We start from the raw sequence: 18,013 nt of genomic DNA, 5'->3' as shown, positions 1-18,013 counted from the left end.
TTGGTTGGTCACCGCCGCCCGGGCGAATCAGCCCTCCGGGTCGACCAAGGCACGCGCGTAGTTGGCCATCGACCGCTGGTAGCGCGGCAGATGGGGGGCGAGGGCGCCCAGGACCAGCGAGAGCCCCTCACGGTCGCGGCCGAGGCTGGACAGGCACAACGCGAGCGTGGCGCGTACCGCGTCGTCCAACTCGTCCGACGGGGCGTCCAGTTCGGGGGTGAGCAGCTTGACGCCCTCCTCCGCCTGCCCGATGTTCCGCAGGGAGCTCGACAGCTGGATCTTGGCGCGCCGCCCCTTGTATCCGGACAGCCCGTTCGCGATGGCCTCCCGGTACAGCGGGGCCGCCTTGTCGGAGTGCCCCGTCGAGTCCCACGCGCAGGCCCGCTCGAACGGATCGAGCGGACTGCCGTCCGGCAGCTCGGCCACGAGCGCGTCGATCACGGCCCGGAACTCGGCCGCCCGCTCTTCCGGATACTCGTCGAAGGTCGCCCAGGCGGCGTCGACCCGCTTCTCCCAGTCATCGTTCACCGGCTCACTTTCGCACAGCCGTACCCGTGACAACATCAGGATTTGAGCGTCCCGCGCTCCGCAGCCGTATGGGAGGAGACGGACCCCCGCCGGGGCCCGTCCGACGTGACCCCGTGACCGGAGGAACAGATGAGGTTGACCCGACCGATGCTCGCGCTGACCGGCGCGGCCGCGGTGCTGGCGCTCGCGGGCTGCGGATCCGGCGGTGACGCGAAGGCCGTCGCCGCGGTGCCGTCCGCGGCCACCGGGAGTCTGGAGCACCTGGCCGCCGAGGTGAAGTGCACGCCCAACATCCAGATCGACGCCGACGAGCTGCGCCAGGCCGTGTGCAAGAAGTCCAAGGACGCCGACGGCAAGTTCATCCTCGCCACCTTCGCCACCGACCGCGGCCAGCGCGAGTGGATCAACGGCGCCAAGGACTACGGCGGTCACTTCCTGGTCGGCCGCAAGTGGGTCGCCGTCGGTGACACCACCAAGACGGTGACGGTGCTGCGCAAGACGCTGGGCGGGGACATCGAGGAGGGCACGGACCACTCGAAGATGGGTGCCACGCACTCGGCCCACTGAGGACGCGAACACGCGAAAGCCGGCGGTGAGAGATTCTCACCGCCGGCTTTCTCAGTGCGTCACTGGCACTTCTTGCCGGTGTTGATGCAGTTGACCATCTTGTTCATCGTGTTCTGGGAGAAGAAGTTGATGAAGTCGTTGTGGTCGGTGATCGGCTTGTGCAGGTTCTCCGGGAAGGTGTCCACCGCGTAGGGGTTGACCACCGTGCCGTTCTGCAGCTTCGGGGCCGGGACGTTGTACACGAGCCGGACCTGGAGCTGCGGGATCGCCTTGAAGCCGTTGGCGCAGGAGCCGTCCGCCGCGGCGAAGGCCACGTGCGTGCGGTGGTTGGCGCTGTCGATGTTCTGACCGTCCCAGCAGCTCTGGAAGTTGGTCGTGCGCACCACCTGGCTGCCCTGCGGGCAGATCGGGTACTTGTCGTGCAGCTGCACCTTGTTCTCGAAGCCGGTGCAGGACCAGTTCACGTTGGCGTTGGCGTTGCCGTTGACGAAGGCCTTGGCGTCACCGGTGATGATGCGCAGGGCGGTCGGCATCGCGACGACGTTGCCCTTCTTGTTGCCGACGAACTTGATCTGCGCCTGGGAGGCCTGCAGGATCTTGCCGACGTTGCCTTCCTTGCCACCGCCGTCGTTGTTCTGGTCGAAGTCCTGCGTGCCGTTCTGCAGACGCAGCACCGGCCAGAAGTACGAGGACTTGTCGCCCTGGTTCTGGCAGGTGGACTGTGCCGCCGCCAGCTCCTGGTCGCTCGCGAAGGCGTCGTTGCTCTGGTTGCCGACGTAGTCGTGCAGGTGGTGGGCGCCGTTGGCGACACCGGGAGCCACGATCACGTTGTCCGTGTTGTGGTTCTTGTTCGCGTTGGTGCCGCACTTCGTGGTGAAGCTGCCCCGCGAGCCCGAGTTGCCGTTGGCCTTCAGGCCGTTGGCCCCCACGCCGAGCTGGGCGTTGCCCTGGACCTTGGTGATGTCCACGAAGTCGGCCGCGACCGGGCCGTTGCCGCCCTGTCCGCCGTTGCCCTGCTGCTGGCCGCCGTTCTGCTGACCACCGTTCTGCTGGCCGCCGTTGTTCTGCTGGCCACCGTTCTGCTGCTGGCCACCATTTTGCTGCTGGCCGCCGTTCTGCTGCTGACCACCGTTCTGCTGCTGACCACCGTTCTGCTGCTGGCCACCGCCGGCGTTGGTCTGCGGGGCCGCGGCCTGCGTCGTGCAGGCTGCCAACTGGCTGAGTGAGGTGTTGAACTGACCCCCGACCCGCTGGATGTCGATGCGGATCCGGTCGATCGTGGCCGCCCGCTTCTCCTTCAGGGGACCGACGATGGCGTTCTGGACGAAGCCCGAGTCATTCGCCTGAGCCTGCCGCGTCGAGGCGAGCCTGGCGTACGCCTCGGTGATCTGCTTGTCCAGGTTGGCCAGCTCCGTGGCCACCCCCTGACGCGCGTTCTGAGGCACGTTCGTCAGCTTCTGACCGACGTCGGGGCACGAGATGGTCGCGACCTGCGCGGCGGCGGCCTTGGTCTGGTTCTGGGACCAGCCGTTGTTGTTCGACTCGTGCGCCGAAGCGTAGAAGTTCGCCCAGATCAGCCCGCCCCCACCGAGCGCTAGGGCCGCCGACGCGGCTATGGCCTTCGTGGCCATCGACGAGCGGCGTTTACGTGTATTGCGTCCCATGGAACTCCTCTGACTTCCTTTTCCGGGCCATCGAGGCGCCCGACAGGAGTGAAGCGGCGCCCTCCCATACGCAGGGGGCCCCATGGGTGTTCAGCCGTCCCACAAACAAATCAGAGGTTTACCGGGACCCGGGGCGACAACAGCCGCTTGAGCAGCAGGAGTTACAGAGAATGAGGGTCTGCTCACCGGCCCCGGTCCAGGAACGCGAGCACTGCCAGAACGCGGCGATTGTCATCGTCCGACACCTCTAGGCCCAGTTTGGCGAAGATGTTGGCGGTGTGCTTGGCAATGGCCCGTTCTGTCACGACGAGCTTGCCGGCGATCGCCGCGTTCGACCGCCCCTGCGCCATCAGCTCCAGCACCTCCCGCTCGCGGGGCGTGATCCGGGCGAGCGGCTGGTCGTCGGCCGCCCGCCGGGCCAGCAGCTGTCGGATCACCTGCGGGTCCATCGCCGTGCCGCCCGCCGCGACCCGCCGTACGGCGTCCACGAACTGCTCGGCGTCGAACACCCGGTCCTTGAGCAGATACCCCACCCCGCCGCTGCCGTCGGCCAGCAGCTCGCGCGCGTACAGCTGCTCCACGTGCTGCGAGAGCACCAGCACCGGCAGCCCGGGTCTGTCCCGCCGGGCGTTCAGGGCGCACTGCAGCCCCTCGTCGGTGTGCGTCGGCGGCAGCCGTACGTCGACCACCGCGACGTCCGGTTCCAGCTCGGCCAGCGCGCGGGCCAGCGCGGGCCCGCTCTCGACGGCCGCGGCGATCTCGAAGCCGTGTGCCTCCAGGAGTCGTACGAGACCGTCGCGCAGCAGGAAGAGGTCTTCGGCCAGGACTACACGCAAGGGATCTCCATGGTGACCATGGTGGGGCCGCCCGCGGGCGAGCTGACGGCCAGGACGCCGTCGAATGTACCCAGCCGCCGCTCGACTCCGGCCAGGCCCGAACCGGCCCCGATCACCGCGCCGCCCCGGCCGTTGTCGGTGACGGTGATCCGCAGCATCCCCGCCCCTTCTTTCACGTGCCCTTCTTTCACGTGATGCAGGTCGATCCAGATCCGGTCGGCGCCCGAGTGCTTGACCGCGTTGGTGAGCGCCTCGCTGACGGCGAAGTAGGCGGCGGACTCCACGGGAGCGTCCGCCCGGCCCGGCAGATCCACGATCACCTCGGTCGGGACCGGCATCCTGAGCGCCAACGCCCTGACCGCGTCGCCCAGTCCGCGCTCGGCCAGGACCGGCGGATGGATGCCGCGCACCAGGTCGCGCAGTTCGGTGAGCGCGTCCGCGGAGGACTGGCGGGCCTGCGCGAGGAGCCGCTTGGCCTGCGCGGGGTCCTTGTCGAGGAGCATCTCGATGGTGCCGAGGTCCATGCCCATGGCGACCAGACGGGCCTGCGCCCCGTCGTGCAGGTCCCGCTCGATGCGCCGCAGTTCGGCCGCGGAGGTGTCCACCGCGTCCCGCCGGGTCTCGGTGAGGACGCGGACGCGCTCGGCCAACTCGCCCTGTCCGGCGCCGAGTACGGCCCGGGTGAGCCGGAAGTGGAGGGTCAGCAGACGGGGCGCGAGCGGGGTGAGGGCCAGCAGGGCGATGCCCAGGGCGCCCGCGGCGAGAGCGGAGGTCTGGTCGGCGACGCGCACGAAGCCGTACCAGTAGCCACCCGTCTCCGCGAGCGGCCGCCACAGCCCGGCCGCGACCGCGAGTCCCTCCAGCGGGTAGAAGACGAGCGCCGCCGACAGCAGCGCCGTCACGAACCCCGCCGTCATGTCCACCTGGAGCCACCGCAGATCCCGCCAGGTCGCCGGGTCGCGCAGCATCGCGTAGGTGCGGGCCCAGGCGTGGGCGTTCTCCGGTATCGGCCGGTACGCCGACGGGATCCGCACCCCGTACCACTCGGCCGCGAGCACCCGCCGCCAGTCCGCGAAGGCGCGCACGCCCGTCAGCACCCAGGGGGTCGTGAAGGCCCCGATCCCGACCGGGACGAGGCAGATGGACACCAGGCTGAGCGTGAATCCGAGCAGCGCCCCCGGCAGCGTCACCAGCGCCAGTGCGAGCCCCCGCACGGCCGCGAGCCCGATGCCCCGCGCCCTCGTACCCCAGCTGCCGTTCCGCGTCTCCATGGTCATACGGCCAGTCTGGTCGAGCAGGCGACGCGGGTCACTGGGCCTGGCCGCCCGGTCGGAAAGTGGTGCCAGGTACACCCCTGCTACGCGCGCGTACCCCTTTCGGCGCGCTCACACCGTGAATCGCGCCACAACATCGCCAGGTAACACGGGGTTCACATTCGAGCAATGACCGGGAAATCGCCTGTTGACAGGCTCGCGGGCACCAAGTGGCGGCGTTTCAGTGCCGCAGCGCCGCAGCACCCGCAGTGCGTAGACACATCCCCGAAGGAAGTGGCCCGTGACCTTCAAGGCTGAGTACATCTGGATCGACGGCACCCAGCCGACGGCCAAGCTCCGTTCCAAGACGAAGATCCTTGCGGACGACGCCAAGGGCGCGGAGCTGCCGATCTGGGGGTTCGACGGGTCCTCCACGAACCAGGCCGAGGGCCACTCCTCGGACCGTGTCCTCAAGCCGGTCTTCTCCTGCCCCGACCCGATCCGCGGCGGCGACGACATCCTCGTCATGTGCGAGGTCCTCAACATCGACATGACGCCGCACGAGTCCAACACCCGTGCGGCGCTGGTCGAGGTCGCCGAGAAGTTCGCCGCCCAGGAGCCGATCTTCGGCATCGAGCAGGAGTACACGTTCTTCAAGGACGGCTACCCCCTCGGCTTCCCCAAGGGCGGCTTCCCGGCCCCGCAGGGCGGCTACTACTGCGGTGTCGGCGCGGACGAGATCTTCGGCCGTGACGTCGTCGAGGCGCACCTCGACAACTGCCTCAAGGCGGGTCTCGCGATCTCCGGCATCAACGCCGAGGTCATGCCCGGCCAGTGGGAGTTCCAGGTCGGCCCGGTCTCCCCGCTGGAGGTCTCCGACCACCTGTGGGTGGCCCGCTGGCTGCTCTACCGCACCGCCGAGGACTTCGGCGTCGCCGCGACCCTGGACCCGAAGCCGGTGAAGGGCGACTGGAACGGCGCGGGCGCGCACACCAACTTCTCCACCAAGGCGATGCGCGAGGGCTACGACGCGATCATCACCGCAGCCGAGTCGCTGGGCGAGGGCTCCAAGCCGCTCGACCACGTCAAGAACTACGGCGCCGGCATCGACGACCGCCTGACCGGCCTGCACGAGACCGCCCCGTGGAACGAGTACTCCTACGGCGTCTCCAACCGCGGCGCCTCGGTCCGTATCCCGTGGCAGGTCGAGAAGGACGGCAAGGGCTACATCGAGGACCGCCGTCCCAACGCCAACGTCGACCCCTACGTCGTCACGCGCCTGATCGTCGACACCTGCTGCTCCGCGCTGGAGAAGGCCGGCCAGGTCTGATCCCCGCCGCTGCTCCCCGAGGGGCGTCCACCGGCCACGGTGGGCGCCCCTCGGCGCTGTGCCACACCGATTTCACGTCAGGGAAGTGTCCGAGCAGTGAGAGGAGACTCCTGCTGCGGGCCGGTGTCTGCTTCAATGGGTTCATGGCCAGCTTCCAGAAGATCACCGCGACGGGTCGCCATGACCTTGAGCCCTTCTGGCCCTCCCGTCAGCACCACGACTTCGACCGGGTGTGTTGCCGCGCGACGAACGCGCCGGCCCTCTAAAGCCGTACACCCCGGCCTTCGGCCAGCGCGCAGACGTACGTCCTCCGACGATCCTCTCGCGCGAAAGAGCTGACCTCATGGCGACCACTCGTTCCCTCTCCACCGCCACCCTCCCCACCCCGTCCGAGAACGGCGCACGGCACCGGCTGCGAGCCGTCGGCCCGGACGAGGTACCGCACGTGGCGGAGTTCCTTCCGCCGGGCGCCACCTGGCTGCCCGCTCCCCAGCACACCCTTCCCACCCTGCCGGGCCAGCCCCCGATGATCGGCTACCTGGTGCTCGTCCCGGCCGACCAGCACCCGCCCTTCCCGCCGGAGCCGAAGGCCACGGACGCCGGCGACGCCCTCGTGCGGATCGACACCGTGCAGCGCACCGCCGAGGTGAACGGCAGGGAACTCGACCTCACCTACCTGGAGTTCGAGCTCCTCGCCCACCTTGTCCAGCACCCCCACCGGGTGCACACCCGCGACCAGCTGGTCACCACGGTCTGGGGCTACGGCCACGTGGGCGACGGCCGTACCGTCGACGTCCACATCGCCCGGCTGCGCCGCAAGCTGGGCGCGGACTTCCGGGGCGCGATCCAGACCGTGCGGCGGGTCGGCTACAAGTACACCCCGCCGACCGGCGACTGACCCTCTGCCCACGGCAGATCCGGGTTCCCCCGTGCCGCCCGGGCGGGCACAGTCACCGGCATGAGACTTCTTCTGCTGGGTGGTACGGAGTTCGTCGGGCGGGCCGTCGCCGAGGCGGCCCTGGAGCACGGCTGGGACGTGACCGTCTTCCACCGGGGACGGCACGCGCCCGTGGCCGGGGTGGGGTCGCTGCACGGCGACCGCACCGCGCCCGACGGCCTCACCGCTCTGGCCGACGGGGGCCCCTGGGATCTGATCGTGGACACCTGGTCGGCGGAGCCCCGCGCGGTCCGGGACACGGCACGGCTGCTGCGGGACCGCGCCGACCGGTACGCGTACGTGTCGAGCTGCTCGGTGTACACCTGGCCGCAGCCGGCCGGGTACACGGAGGACGCGCCTGTCGTCGAGGGCGCCTCGGCCGACGCGGACCAGACCGACTACGCCCGGGACAAACGGGGCGGTGAACTGGCCGTCCTGGACGCCTTCGGCGCGGACCGTTCCCTCCTCGTCCGGGCCGGACTGATCCTCGGCCCGTACGAGAACATCGGCCGCCTGCCGTGGTGGCTGGGCCGTATCGCCCGCGGCGGCCGGGTCCTCGCCCCGGGACCACGGGACCTTCCCCTCCAGTACGTCGACGTCCGCGACCTGGCCCAGTGGACGCTGGGCGCCGCGGACGCCGGCCTCTACAACCTGGTCAGTCCGCGCGGCCACACCACCATGGGCGAACTCCTCGACGCGTGCGTAACCGTGACCGGCTCGAAGGCCGAGCTGTGCTGGACCGACCCGGACACCGTCCGCGCCGCGGGCATCGCCCCCTGGACCGGCCTGCCGGTGTGGGTCCCGCCGGACACCGACCTGCACACCACCCTCCACGGCGCGGACACCTCCCGGGCAGCCGCCGCGGGCCTGCGCTGCCGTCCCGTCACCGAGACGGTGGCCGACACCTGGCACTGGCTGCGGGAGACCGGCGGGGTGGCCCCGCAGCGCCCGGACCGCCCGGTGCTGGGCGTCGACGAGGAGACGGAGGCGAAGGCGCTCGCGGCTGGAGAGCGCGGCTGAGATGCGGGTCCCGGGTGGGGGCCGGGTGGTGGGGGGTGGTGGGGGGTGGGGTGCCCTGGGCCGCCGCTTCCTGGGTTGGCGGTGCAGTGCCCGGACCGCCCGGTGCTGGGCGTCGACGAGGAGACGGAGGCGAAGGCGCTCGCGGCTGGAGAGCGCGGCTGAGATGCGGGTCCCGGGTGGGGGCCCGGTGGCGAGAGGTCAGGTTCCCTCGGCCGCCGCCTCCCGCACCCCCGTCAGGAACCCCCGGATCGCCGCCCGTTCCCCCTCGTCGTACGCCTGGAGCAGTTCCACCGCCCGCCCGATCAGCGGGCCGAAGAAGGCCTGGCCCAGTTCCACCGCGCGTTCGTCCACCTCGACGACCACCTTGCGCCGGTCCTCCCGCCCCCGCACCCGCCGCACATGACCGGCCCGCTCCAGCCGGTCGATCAGCGAGGTCGTCCCGGCCGAGTTGAGCCCGAGCTCCGCGCCGAGCCGTCCCGCCGTCATCTCCTCGCCCGCGCGGGAGGCGTCCATGAGGGCGATCAAGGCGCGTACGTCCGTCGGGTGCATGGCGTTGCGCTGCGCGAACCGGGCGCTGTGCAGGCCGAGTTCGACGGTCACCGCACGCAGCAGATGGACGATCTCCCTCTCGGGTCCCTGGGACGGCATGTGCAACCTCCCACTACTATCTCGCTCATCGAGTATCTCGCTGGACGAGATAATACGGGAGGGATCGATGGGCCGATACGACGGCGACGCGTTCGAAGCCGCCTACGACAGGGTGCTGACCAAGTGGCCCGCCGGCCGGGAGGCAATCCAGGTGCCCACCGCGTTCGGCGCGACGTACGTCACCGCGTGCGGCCCGGCCGACGCGCCCCCACTCGTCCTGCTGCCCGGCGGCGGGGGAGCGACCTCCGCGTCCTGGTACGCCCAGGCCGCGCCCCTCGTCCGCACCCGCCGCATCCTCGCCGTCGACCTGGTCGGCGCCCCGGGCCGCAGCGCACCGGCCGCCGGCCGTCACCCCCGTACGGTCGCCGACCTGGCCGCCTGGCTGGACGCCCTCCTCGACGGACTCGGCGTCACCCGGGCCGACTTCGGCGGGCACTCCTACGGCGCCTGGATCGCCCTGCACTACGCCCTGCGCGCCCCCGACCGGATTCGCCGCCTGTTCCTCCTGGACCCGACCCAGTGCTTCGCCGGGTTCAAGGCGGCGTATCTGCTGCACGCCCTGCCGATGCTGCTGCGCCCCACGCCGGCCCGCGTGCGCGCGTTCCTGGAGTGGGAGACCGGGGGAGCCGCCCCGGCGGACGAGACGGGTGGAGCCCGCCTGGATCCCGACTGGCTCCGCCTCCAGGAGGCCGCCGCCGGCTTCCCCGCCGCCCGGCCGGTCACCGGCCCGCGCCCCGCCCCGGACGCACTGCGCGCCCTGAAAACGCCGGTCCTGCTGCTCGTGGCCGCGAACAGCAGGACCCATGACGCCTACGAGGTGGCGGTCCGGGCGGGCGGACTGCTGCCGCGGGCGGAGATCGACGTGGTCCCCGGTGTCTCCCACCATGCGCTGCCGCAGTCCGCACCTCCCGAACTCGCCCACCGCCTCAGCGAGTTCCTAGCGGAACGCTCCGAATGACCTCACCCCACCTTCTCGATCACGGCCCGGCGGATGAGGAACTTGCCGGGCTCCCGTACCTGTTCGAAGGCCGCGTTGTTGAGCAGCGCACAGCTGCCGGAGACCGAAGTCACCTTCACCGTCGTGGACTTGTTGTTGTCCAGGTTGGTGACCTTCAGCGTCGTACCGGCCGGGAACTGGTTGCTGGACGCGGCGGGCGCACCGGCCTCACCGGACAGCGTGACGGTCGAGCCCTTGCACACCTGCTGCCCGGAGGCGGCGTTCCCGGGGGCGGCGTTCCCGGTCGAGGGGGTCTGGGAGGCGGCGGGCGCTGACGGGGGCGCGGCTTGCGAGGGCTGTCCCGCGGCGGCCTGGGAGCCCTGAGCCGACTCCCCGACCACACAACCGGACGCCTTCTGCTGCACCCTGATCTGCGCGATCACCGCTTCCCGGTTGGCGATCCGGGCCGCCGACTGCGCGTCGGGTTGGGCCCGTTGCCCCTCGATGAAGCGCTGGTTGTTGCCGAGCGCGGTGGCGAGACCCTGGCAGACCGTCGACTCCGCCGCCGTCTGCGGAGTCGCGGCGTTCGAGGTGCTGGCCATCGCGAAGGCCCCACCACCCGCGACCGCCGCCGCGCTCACCAGCAGCGCGATCTTCTTCTTCGTACCGAGCGTTCTCCTGCGCGACATTCGCGACTCCTGAGAGTTGGGGAGCGTACGCCGCTATGTACGAGATACCGAACGAAGTTACTCAGTGGTCGCAGGAGGCGGGTGACGTAACCTGCGTCACATCCGGCTACTTCCTGGACAGAGCGTCCTGGACGGCGTCATCGGTACGGGCGACCACCGCCGAGCCGTCGTCCGCCGTGATGATCGGACGCTGGATGAGCTTGGGGTGCGCGGCGAGCGCGGCGATCCAGCGGTCGCGCGAACTGTCGTCCCGGGCCCAGTCCTTGAGGCCGAGCTCCTTGGCGGCGGCCTCCTGGGTGCGGGTGATGTCCCACGGTTCGAGGCCGAGCCGGTCGAGCACCCCGCGGATCTCGTCCTCGCTCGGGACGTCCTCCAGATAGCGGCGGACGGTGTACTCGGCCCCCTCCGCGTCGAGCAGGCTGATCGCGCTGCGGCACTTCGAACAGGCCGGATTGATCCAGATCTCCATGGCACTCACGGTACGCGAAAACCCGTTGTCCACCTGCGTCACAGCACCCCCGAAAGCCCTTGTGGCCAGGGGCTTTTGTCAGTGGCGGGCGGTAGAATAAAACCAGTGTTCGAGGGCGTCGCCGGACTCCCCGGCCGTCGTCCTTACCGCGACAGGAGGATGCCTGTGCCCGCTGCCGCACTGAAGCCGAAGCCGTTCCCGACCCAGTCCACCGCGAAGCACCCCGTGCTGCTCGACCTGCCGTACACCCCCGTGGAGAAGCGCCCGTTGCCGCCGGGCCGTCCCCGCGAGTGGTATGTCACCCACAACCGCCGCCTCAAGGCGATGCGGCTCGCGATCGCCCTGCTCGACTCCGGCGTCTACGTGCCGAACCAGGCCCGCAACGAGACGATCCGGGACGCGGCGGAGATGATCGGCGTCCACCCACCGTCGGACACGACGTGCCACATGGTGCGGGCGCTGATGCGCTACTCGCGGTAGGCCGTGGCGCCGGGTGCCCTCCTGTTCCACGGGCGCCCGGCGTTCCGGTCAGCCCGCGGGTTCGGCCAGTTCCTTCTCCAGCGGGGTCCGGAACCGGGGCCGCACCCGAGTCGCCCCCACCCACTCCCGCAACCGGGTGGCCTCCACCGCGATGGCCGCCTCCGCCTCGCGCCCCACGCCCTCGGTGTCCAGCAACCGCCAGACGATCTCCCCGTCGGGCCGCTGACCCCAACCGCCCACCACCCGGCCGTTCCACCACACCGTCGGCCCCACGTTGCCGCTGCGGTCGAACAGGGCGGGCCGCAGGGCGGGCGCCAGATACCAGTCCCGCTGCTGCCAGCCCATCGCCGTCGGATCGAGTCCGGGAAGCAGTGCGGCCCAGGGCTCCACGGGCTCCGCGACCGGACCGTCGTCACCGTCCACGACGTGGGCCGGGCCCTCGTCGACGGTCACCGGCACCGCACGGATCGCCGTGAGAGCGCGGCGCACCTCCGTCACCTTCCAGCCCGTCCACCACTTCAGGTCCGCCTCCGTGGCCGGGCCGCACACCGCGAGCCAGCGCCGCAGCAACTCCGCCTGGGCCCCGGCCGCATCGAGCTCGGGATGCGGCGGCGCCACCGCCCAGCGGAACTGCGAGGACATCCAGGTGCCGAGCGGCCGCCCGCGCACCACCTTGCCCTCCACCCCGAGCACTCTCAGCAGACGGCTCACGACGGTGTGGACGCCCTCGTAGCTCTTCCCTGCCGCGTACACGAACTGCTCCCGCAGCCGCGGCTCGTCCTCGGTGAGCTCCGACGCCGTCGCCTGCCCGCGCCGGGCGAGCGCGGCCAGCGCCGACTCCTCGACCTCCTTCAGCCAGACCGCGTCCGGGGCACCCGCCTTCGCCATGTCCTTGATGAGCGCGGCCCGTTCCCGTGCGGCGACCGTGAGACCGGTCGAGGCGTGCACGACCGCGGTGAGCTCGGTCGGGAACGCGAACACGGTGTGCCGCATGCCGTGCATCCGCACCAGGGACCGGTCCTCGTACAACGCCCGCTCGGTCTCGGCGACGGTCCGCGCCGGATCCACGAGCCGCGCGCCGACCGCCAGGTACACGGTCGCCGGGTCGGACCCGTGCAGCGCGACCAGCGCGTCGGCCACCTCCTCGGGACTCCCCACGCGGGCGCCGCCCGCCAGCTGATGGCGCAGCGCCAGCCGAGCCCGCCGCTCCTCCACCCCGATGTACCGCTCCCCGTCACCCATGGGCCCATCTTGACGCAGGCCACTGACAACGCGCCCGACAGGAGCACCGGGACGGCGCGACCAGCCACGACGGCCGCAGACGAACGACGGCACATGGCCGCATGTCCGGACGGCACATCGCCGCACATCCAACGGAGCGCGGGTCACCCGATTGCCGTATCCGGCATGCGCACCATCCCCCTCCAGCCCTTCACTGCGAGGAGGAGGTGAAGGACACCGGCGACCAGGAGGCGAGCGTGACGCAGAGACACGGCCCATGAGCATCCCCGGCACTCCACAGGACCGCGGTCGCGCGGCCCGCAAACGCGTCCCCCGCTCCGCCCACGCCGGCTGGATCCCCTCCGCCGACCGCCCCGACCCCGTCGCCGTACTGGAACGACAAGGCCGCGACCGCCTCACGGAACTGCTGCCGATCCGGTACGGCAGGATGTCCTCCTCCCCCTTCTCCTTCCTGCGCGGCGCGGCCGCCGTGATGGCCGCCGACCTCGCCGCCCAGCCCCACACCGGCCTCACCGTGCAGCTCTGCGGAGACGCCCATCTGCTCAACTTCGGTCTGTACGCCTCCCCGGAGCGCTCCCTCCTCTTCGACCTCAACGACTTCGACGAGACCTTCCCCGGCCCCTTCGAGTGGGACGTCAAACGGCTCGCCGCGAGCGTCGCCGTGGCCGCCCGCGAGAACGGGCACAGCGAGGACAAGGCCCACCGGGCGGCGGGGGAGGCGGTCACCGCGTACCGCACGGCCATGCGCCGACTGGCCCGCATGGGCGAGCTGGAGGTGTGGTACTCGGACGTCGACGCCGACAGCCTGCTGCCGTTCGTCCGTTCCGGCCACCACCGCCGGCGCGTGGACTCCAGCCTCACCCGCGCCCGCCGCCGCACCAGCCTCCAGGCCCTCGGCAAGCTCACGGAGGTCGTCGACGGCCGCCGCCGCATCATCCACGACCCGCCGCTCCTCGAACCGGCCGGCGGCCCCGACATGGCCGGCCTGCGCAAGATCTTCAGCGACTACCGCTCCACGCTCTCCGACGAACGCCGGCTGCTCCTGGACCGCTACCGCTTCGTCGACGCGGCCCGCAAGGTCGTCGGCGTCGGAAGCGTCGGCATGCGCTGCTTCATCGTGCTGCTGGCCGGACGGGACCTCGACGACCCGCTGTTCCTGCAGCTCAAGGAGGCGCGGACGTCCGTACTGGAGGAACATCTGCCGAACGGCCCCTACGTCCATCCCGGCCGCCGTGTGGTCGTGGGCCAGCGCCTGCTCCAGGCGAGGAGCGACATCTTCCTGGGCTGGATGAGCGGACCGCAGGGGCGGGCCTTCTACTGGCGCCGACTGCGTGACACGAAGGGGTCCGCGGACGTCGCCGGCATGCCCCCGGCCGACCTCAGGGCCTACGCCCGCCTGTGCGGCACCACCCTGGCCCGCGCCCACGCCCGCTCCGGAGACCGCATCGCCATCGCCGCGTACCTGGGCGGCGCCGACACCTTCGACCAGGCGATCGCCGACTTCGCCCTCGCCTACGCGGCCCGCACCACGTCCGACCACGCGGCCCTGTGCGCCGCCATCGCGGCAGGCGTCGTCAGGGCGGCCCCGGGCGAGTGACGGCCCGCGAGCGGCGGCACCGACCCGCGCGCCCAACCGTGTCCGCCCCGTCGGCTCACGTCACCCGTACCGCTCCACCAACTCCCGCACATAGGTCTCCAGCCGTCCGGCCAGCACCTCCGGTGTCAGATCGGGGCGTCCGAGTTCGCGCCACGGCCCGGCGAACTTCGCCGCGTCGGGGCAGTAGGCGAGGGCGTCGAGGAGCCGCCAGTACAAGTGGTCCCGTCCGTCGGCGAGCCGGTGTCCACCGTGCGCCTCGTACCGCTGCCGGAAGGAGAGGCCGTGTTCGGGGCCGTGGAGCAGGGCCAGGGCCGTCGAACAGTGGGCGACGTCGAGGTCGGCGGGTCCCCAGGAGGTCTCCACCCAGTCGACCACCCCGCTGATCCGCAGCTCGGCTCCCGCCCCCGTGAACAGCACGTTCCCGGGGTGGAAGTCCCGGTGCAGGAAGCGGCCCTCGTACGGGGGCGGGTCGCGGCGGATCACGTCCACGGCCCGTTCCCACAGCGGGCCCCGCACGCCTCGCACCTTCTCCGGCCAGGTCCACGCCTGATAGCTGCGCGGCCGCTCCTCGGGAACGACCCGGTGGATCCGCACGAGTTGGGCCGCCAGCAGGTCCAGCCGCTGTTCGAGATCCTCCTCGTCGACCCGGATCCGCCCCGGCAGCCGGGACATCAACAGCGAGGGATGGTCGCAGTGTTCGGCCGTCGCGTCCACGGCGACGGGCGCGGGGGCCGGAACACCTCCGGCGTCGCCGAGCAGTGCAAGGACCGCGGCCTCGCGGTTCAGCAGACCGGGGGCGTGCCGCCGGAAGAACGGCTTCACGAACGACCGCAGGACCAGCTCGGTGCCGTCGTCGAGGGTGAGCCGGCGCATCTGGGAGCTCCAACCTCCCGACAGGCAGCCCGAGTCGACGACCGTACGGCCCTCGGGGAGCTGCTTGGCCACCCAGCCCCGCGTCGCCGTCCACCCGCGGTCGCCGAGTCCGGTCAGCAGCGCGGACACCAACTCCCGCCGCTCGCCCGCGTGATCACGCAGCCGTAGGCCCAACTGATGGTCGGCATCCGGCAGGTCGAGGCGCGTGCACTGGGACCGGGAAGCCAGCGCCTCCTGCACGGCCTCGGTCACCTCCGGCGGGATCACCGCGTCCGTGCCCGGTACCGCGAGCACCGCCCGCCCCTCGTACGCCCGCAGCACGTCGAGCGCAGGGGACCGCCGCCAGCTGTCCGGCCGACGGATGATCTGGCTGAACTCCCCGTCGCCGCGCCCGAACGGCACGTCCCAGGCCTCACCCGCGTACACGGCGGGCGCGCACAGCCCCAGCGCCGCCACCCGCTCGCCGTAGTGCCGGGCGAGGTCCGCCGCCGTCTGCCCGCTCATGCTGAAGCCGACCAGCACCAGCGGCCCGTCCGCCGGGACGTGCGCGTCGATCACGGCGACCGCCTGCTCGAACCGGCGGCGCAGACTCAACTCCCGCAGACCGCCGGAGCTTTCACCATGCCCGGAGAAGTCGAAGGCGAGTGCGCGGATGCCGTGTGCCAGGAACATGTCGAGCAGCGGCAGCAACCGCTCCTTGCTGCCGTTGCCCGCGCCGTGCAGCAGCACGGCGGTGGCCGCGGCCGGACCGCCGCCGTACACCCCGCTGAGGCGTTCACCGTCGTGTGCCTGGACGAAAGGCATGGGTGGGACAGGCTCGGGTGTGACAGGAGAGAGTCCGCTCATCTTCCCATTCACGCACGGCACTTGCGCCCTCCGCGCCGGGCCGCGGGAAAAGGAGATGCACGCCGAGTGAGCGATTCCCTACGCTGGATACGCGTTACGGAGCCTCCCGCCACCTCTTCGCGCAGGGCAGGCATCACCCCGTGCATCGGGGGCTAGTCTTCTACACCACACCCACGCACACGGAGGCCCGTCATGGGCACCATCGTCCTTTCCGGGACCGTCGTCCTGGTCATCCTGGGCTTCGGGAACCACACCTGGTGGCTCGCCGCCGTAGCCCTGCTCTTCGTGTACATGCAGTACGGCCGGGGCGGTGCCTCGGCGTCCTCGTCAGGCGGCTCGTCGGGCTCGTCGGGCGGTTCGTCCGGCGGTGGTTCGGGGGCCGTGCCCGGCAGCTACCGGGCCTATCGCGACCGCCGGGACAAGCAGGCCAGGTGGGACCGCCGGTACCGCCGCGAGCGTCCTCTGGAGTCCCGTCGGCAGACGCGCGAGAGATAGGGCCAGGGGCTCAGAGGCCGGGGGCGCCCCACAGGGGGAACCAGCGGTTCAGGTCCTGCTCGATCCGCAGATCGTTCGTGAGCGCCGCCTTCACCCGCAGCTCCAGCGGGTTGTCGCGCCGCTGTCCCTCGCCGGGGAGCGGCGCGAAAGGGTAGAAGGTGCCGCGCTTGTAGAGGTAGACCAGCGCGAGGGAACGGCCCTCGGTGTCCTGGAACCCGGCGAGCGAGCACAGCAGTTGCGGCCCGAAGCCGTTGACCTCCATCGAACTGTTCACCGCGTGCAGGTCGTTGACCAGCTGAGGCAGCTGGTCCGGGGTGCGCTCGGAGACCAGCCATGAGTAGCCGAACTCGTCCCTGGTGAGCCGCACCGGCGGGCCGTCCCGGTCGGCGTCCGCGTCCAGCAGGGCCTGCACCTCCCGGTGCGTCTGCTCGAAGGCCGCTCCCTCGACCGTGGCGAAGCACACCGCCCCGCGCCCGGTCGGCGTGAAGGAGGCGGCCGCCTCCAGCGTGACGGCCGCCGACGGCAGCGCGAAGAGCTGGTCGAGATCGGGCGCGACGGGCTTCGTGCGCCCGAGCAGGATGTCCAGCAGCCCCATCCTCACTCCGCCTTGCTGTTCCCGGGCGTCGCCGCCTCACCCAACTCCGTCGAGATCCGCCCCAGTTGCTCCAGCCGCTGTTCCAGGGACGGGTGGGTCGAGAAGATCCGCTCGATGCCGGGCTCCTTGCCGGTGGCCGGGGTGAAGTAGAAGGCGTTGAAGGCCTGGGCGGTGCGCAGGTCCTTGGTGGGGATGCGGGCGAGCTCTCCGGAGACCTTGGTGAGCGCGGACGCGAGCGCCGAGGGCCGGCCGGTGAGGTGGGCCGCCGCCCGGTCCGCCGCCAGCTCCCGGTACCGGGACAGCGCCCTGATCAGCAGGAAGCTGAGCGCGTACACGGCCGCCGAGACTCCCATCACGGCGGCGAAGATCACGGCGGTGTTCTGGTCCTTCCGCCCGCCGAACAGCTGACTGTAGAACGCGAACCGCACGATCAGCCCGGCGATCACCCCGAGGAAGGACGCGATGGTGATCACGGCGACGTCCTTGTGCGCCACGTGCGACAGCTCGTGCGCGAGCACACCCTCCAGCTCGGCGGGGTCCAGCCGGTCGAGCAGCCCGGTCGTCACACACACCACGGCGTTGTCCGGGTTGCGGCCGGTGGCGAACGCGTTCGGCATGCCCATCGTGGAGACCGCGACCACGGGCTTGGGCATGTCCGCGAGCGCGCACAACCGGTCGACCACGGCATGCAGTTCGGGATACTCCGAGGGCCCCACGACCCGCCCGCGCATCGCGAACATCGCGATCTTGTCGGAGAACCAGAACTGCGCCACGAACATCACGGCGAGCAGCCCCACCACCATCAGCCAGGACTTCAGCACCACGATCAACGCGACGACGAACGCCACGTACAGCAGTCCGAGCAGGAACATCGTGACCGTCATCCGCACGGTCAGCCGCCGGTCGCTCCGGAAACGACTCCGCATCTGCACCACCCCGCAGTCAGGCACTCGTCCCACCTTTCAGTGTGCACCCGCCGCTGCCCATGAAGCGGTCCCGATCAGCCC

General features: G+C 71.1%; 20 protein-coding genes. 9 read left to right on the top strand and 11 right to left on the bottom strand.

Annotated elements, in window-relative coordinates; translation table 11 throughout:
- Positions 1-27: 27 nt before the first annotated feature.
- Entirely contained in the window at positions 28-564 is a 537-nt protein-coding gene (locus tag H293_RS0100435; protein ID WP_199790116.1) for a tetratricopeptide repeat protein, read from the bottom strand.
- A gap of 93 nt (positions 565-657) precedes the next feature.
- On the opposite strand from H293_RS0100435, the gene H293_RS0100430 reads away from it, so the two are divergent.
- Positions 658-1,095: a hypothetical protein gene (locus H293_RS0100430; protein ID WP_007381552.1), complete on the top strand. Its 438-nt coding sequence runs from the start codon at positions 658-660 to the stop codon at positions 1,093-1,095.
- A gap of 59 nt (positions 1,096-1,154) precedes the next feature.
- Here H293_RS0100430 and H293_RS0100425 read toward each other — a convergent pair whose 3' ends face one another.
- The 3 genes from H293_RS0100425 to H293_RS0100415 form a co-directional block, all read right to left on the bottom strand.
- Entirely contained in the window at positions 1,155-2,759 is a 1,605-nt protein-coding gene (locus tag H293_RS0100425) for a DUF1996 domain-containing protein (protein WP_028807420.1), read from the bottom strand.
- Positions 2,760-2,941: 182 nt separating this feature from the next.
- A complete protein-coding gene (locus H293_RS0100420) occupies positions 2,942-3,595 on the bottom strand; it encodes a response regulator (RefSeq protein ID WP_020115904.1) in 654 nt (217 codons plus the stop codon).
- A complete protein-coding gene (locus H293_RS0100415) occupies positions 3,586-4,872 on the bottom strand; it encodes a sensor histidine kinase (protein WP_020115903.1) in 1,287 nt (428 codons plus the stop codon). Before H293_RS0100415 ends, H293_RS0100420 begins: the two co-directional genes overlap by 10 nt.
- Positions 4,873-5,149: 277 nt before the next feature.
- Here H293_RS0100415 and glnII point away from each other — a divergent pair, with 277 nt between their 5' ends.
- The 4 genes from glnII to H293_RS0100390 all read left to right on the top strand — a co-directional run bounded on the left by glnII (position 5,150) and on the right by H293_RS0100390 (position 8,135).
- Entirely contained in the window at positions 5,150-6,178 is a 1,029-nt protein-coding gene (gene glnII, locus H293_RS0100405; RefSeq protein ID WP_020115902.1) for a glutamine synthetase, read from the top strand.
- 143 nt (positions 6,179-6,321) lie between these two features.
- Complete coding sequence (locus tag H293_RS59765; RefSeq protein ID WP_020115901.1) at positions 6,322-6,444, top strand: hypothetical protein; 123 nt, start codon at positions 6,322-6,324, stop codon at positions 6,442-6,444.
- Between the two features lie 77 nt (positions 6,445-6,521).
- Positions 6,522-7,076 carry a winged helix-turn-helix domain-containing protein gene (locus tag H293_RS0100395; RefSeq protein WP_020115900.1) on the top strand — a complete coding sequence of 185 codons (555 nt, stop codon included), beginning with the start codon at positions 6,522-6,524 and terminating at the stop codon, positions 7,074-7,076.
- A gap of 60 nt (positions 7,077-7,136) precedes the next feature.
- Positions 7,137-8,135, top strand: coding sequence for an NAD-dependent epimerase/dehydratase family protein (locus H293_RS0100390; RefSeq protein WP_020115899.1), 999 nt, complete (start codon positions 7,137-7,139; stop codon positions 8,133-8,135).
- Between the two features lie 198 nt (positions 8,136-8,333).
- On the opposite strand, the gene H293_RS0100385 is transcribed toward H293_RS0100390, so the two are convergent.
- Positions 8,334-8,783 carry a MarR family winged helix-turn-helix transcriptional regulator gene (locus H293_RS0100385; protein WP_020115898.1) on the bottom strand — a complete coding sequence of 150 codons (450 nt, stop codon included), beginning with the start codon at positions 8,781-8,783 and terminating at the stop codon, positions 8,334-8,336.
- Between the two features lie 67 nt (positions 8,784-8,850).
- Between H293_RS0100385 and H293_RS0100380 the strand changes: the two genes are divergently transcribed.
- Positions 8,851-9,741, top strand: a complete 891-nt coding sequence (locus H293_RS0100380) for an alpha/beta fold hydrolase (protein ID WP_020115897.1) — start codon at positions 8,851-8,853, stop codon at positions 9,739-9,741.
- A gap of 2 nt (positions 9,742-9,743) precedes the next feature.
- On the opposite strand, the gene H293_RS0100375 is transcribed toward H293_RS0100380, so the two are convergent.
- Together H293_RS0100375 and H293_RS0100370 are read right to left on the bottom strand one after the other, a co-directional pair.
- The gene (locus H293_RS0100375; RefSeq protein WP_020115896.1) at positions 9,744-10,409 is read right to left on the bottom strand and encodes an RlpA-like double-psi beta-barrel domain-containing protein; all 666 of its coding nucleotides are present in this window, start codon (positions 10,407-10,409) and stop codon (positions 9,744-9,746) included.
- Between the two features lie 106 nt (positions 10,410-10,515).
- On the bottom strand, positions 10,516-10,878 hold the full coding sequence (locus H293_RS0100370) for an arsenate reductase family protein (RefSeq protein WP_020115895.1): 363 nt from the start codon (positions 10,876-10,878) through the stop codon (positions 10,516-10,518).
- 165 nt (positions 10,879-11,043) lie between these two features.
- Here H293_RS0100370 and H293_RS0100365 point away from each other — a divergent pair, with 165 nt between their 5' ends.
- A complete protein-coding gene (locus tag H293_RS0100365) occupies positions 11,044-11,358 on the top strand; it encodes a hypothetical protein (protein ID WP_007381544.1) in 315 nt (104 codons plus the stop codon).
- A gap of 48 nt (positions 11,359-11,406) precedes the next feature.
- On the opposite strand, the gene H293_RS0100360 is transcribed toward H293_RS0100365, so the two are convergent.
- A complete protein-coding gene (locus H293_RS0100360; RefSeq protein WP_020115894.1) occupies positions 11,407-12,600 on the bottom strand; it encodes a winged helix DNA-binding domain-containing protein in 1,194 nt (397 codons plus the stop codon).
- Between the two features lie 256 nt (positions 12,601-12,856).
- Here H293_RS0100360 and H293_RS0100355 point away from each other — a divergent pair, with 256 nt between their 5' ends.
- The gene (locus tag H293_RS0100355) at positions 12,857-14,197 is read left to right on the top strand and encodes a DUF2252 domain-containing protein (protein ID WP_020115893.1); all 1,341 of its coding nucleotides are present in this window, start codon (positions 12,857-12,859) and stop codon (positions 14,195-14,197) included.
- A 60-nt stretch (positions 14,198-14,257) separates the two neighbouring features.
- Here the strand turns inward: H293_RS0100355 and H293_RS0100350 are convergent, their stop codons facing one another.
- Entirely contained in the window at positions 14,258-15,874 is a 1,617-nt protein-coding gene (locus H293_RS0100350; protein WP_020115892.1) for an alpha/beta fold hydrolase, read from the bottom strand.
- A gap of 234 nt (positions 15,875-16,108) precedes the next feature.
- Here H293_RS0100350 and H293_RS0100345 point away from each other — a divergent pair, with 234 nt between their 5' ends.
- Positions 16,109-16,411 carry a hypothetical protein gene (locus H293_RS0100345; protein WP_020115891.1) on the top strand — a complete coding sequence of 101 codons (303 nt, stop codon included), beginning with the start codon at positions 16,109-16,111 and terminating at the stop codon, positions 16,409-16,411.
- A 10-nt stretch (positions 16,412-16,421) separates the two neighbouring features.
- Here the strand turns inward: H293_RS0100345 and pspAB are convergent, their stop codons facing one another.
- Both pspAB and htpX read right to left on the bottom strand, forming a co-directional pair.
- A complete protein-coding gene (gene pspAB, locus H293_RS0100340; RefSeq protein WP_020115890.1) occupies positions 16,422-17,006 on the bottom strand; it encodes a PspA-associated protein PspAB in 585 nt (194 codons plus the stop codon).
- Positions 17,007-17,008: 2 nt separating this feature from the next.
- A complete protein-coding gene (htpX, locus tag H293_RS0100335; RefSeq protein WP_028807418.1) occupies positions 17,009-17,932 on the bottom strand; it encodes a zinc metalloprotease HtpX in 924 nt (307 codons plus the stop codon).
- Positions 17,933-18,013 lie beyond the last annotated feature (81 nt).

The sequence above is a fragment of the Streptomyces canus 299MFChir4.1 genome (genome assembly GCF_000383615.1).
GTDB classification, from domain to species: Bacteria; Actinomycetota; Actinomycetes; order Streptomycetales; family Streptomycetaceae; genus Streptomyces; species Streptomyces canus_C.
The sequence above is the reverse complement of the archived record's forward strand: the minus strand, read 5'-3'. Positions and strand labels throughout refer to the sequence as shown.

Excerpts from the sequence above, each read along its gene's own strand:
- H293_RS0100435 (WP_199790116.1), bottom strand. The coding sequence starts at position 564 with ATGTTGTCACGGGTACGGCTGTGCGAAAGTGAGCCGGTGAACGATGAC.
- H293_RS0100430 (WP_007381552.1), top strand. The coding sequence starts at position 658 with ATGAGGTTGACCCGACCGATGCTCGCGCTGACCGGCGCGGCCGCGGTG.
- H293_RS0100425 (WP_028807420.1), bottom strand. The coding sequence starts at position 2,759 with ATGGGACGCAATACACGTAAACGCCGCTCGTCGATGGCCACGAAGGCC.
- H293_RS0100415 (WP_020115903.1), bottom strand. The coding sequence starts at position 4,872 with ATGACCATGGAGACGCGGAACGGCAGCTGGGGTACGAGGGCGCGGGGC.
- H293_RS59765 (WP_020115901.1), top strand. The coding sequence starts at position 6,322 with ATGGCCAGCTTCCAGAAGATCACCGCGACGGGTCGCCATGACCTTGAG.
- H293_RS0100395 (WP_020115900.1), top strand. The coding sequence starts at position 6,522 with ATGGCGACCACTCGTTCCCTCTCCACCGCCACCCTCCCCACCCCGTCC.
- H293_RS0100390 (WP_020115899.1), top strand. The coding sequence starts at position 7,137 with ATGAGACTTCTTCTGCTGGGTGGTACGGAGTTCGTCGGGCGGGCCGTC.
- H293_RS0100385 (WP_020115898.1), bottom strand. The coding sequence starts at position 8,783 with ATGCCGTCCCAGGGACCCGAGAGGGAGATCGTCCATCTGCTGCGTGCG.
- H293_RS0100380 (WP_020115897.1), top strand. The coding sequence starts at position 8,851 with ATGGGCCGATACGACGGCGACGCGTTCGAAGCCGCCTACGACAGGGTG.
- H293_RS0100375 (WP_020115896.1), bottom strand. The coding sequence starts at position 10,409 with ATGTCGCGCAGGAGAACGCTCGGTACGAAGAAGAAGATCGCGCTGCTG.
- H293_RS0100370 (WP_020115895.1), bottom strand. The coding sequence starts at position 10,878 with ATGGAGATCTGGATCAATCCGGCCTGTTCGAAGTGCCGCAGCGCGATC.
- H293_RS0100360 (WP_020115894.1), bottom strand. The coding sequence starts at position 12,600 with ATGGGTGACGGGGAGCGGTACATCGGGGTGGAGGAGCGGCGGGCTCGG.
- H293_RS0100355 (WP_020115893.1), top strand. The coding sequence starts at position 12,857 with ATGAGCATCCCCGGCACTCCACAGGACCGCGGTCGCGCGGCCCGCAAA.
- H293_RS0100350 (WP_020115892.1), bottom strand. The coding sequence starts at position 15,874 with ATGCCTTTCGTCCAGGCACACGACGGTGAACGCCTCAGCGGGGTGTAC.
- H293_RS0100345 (WP_020115891.1), top strand. The coding sequence starts at position 16,109 with ATGGGCACCATCGTCCTTTCCGGGACCGTCGTCCTGGTCATCCTGGGC.
- pspAB (WP_020115890.1), bottom strand. The coding sequence starts at position 17,006 with ATGGGGCTGCTGGACATCCTGCTCGGGCGCACGAAGCCCGTCGCGCCC.
- htpX (WP_028807418.1), bottom strand. The coding sequence starts at position 17,932 with ATGCGGAGTCGTTTCCGGAGCGACCGGCGGCTGACCGTGCGGATGACG.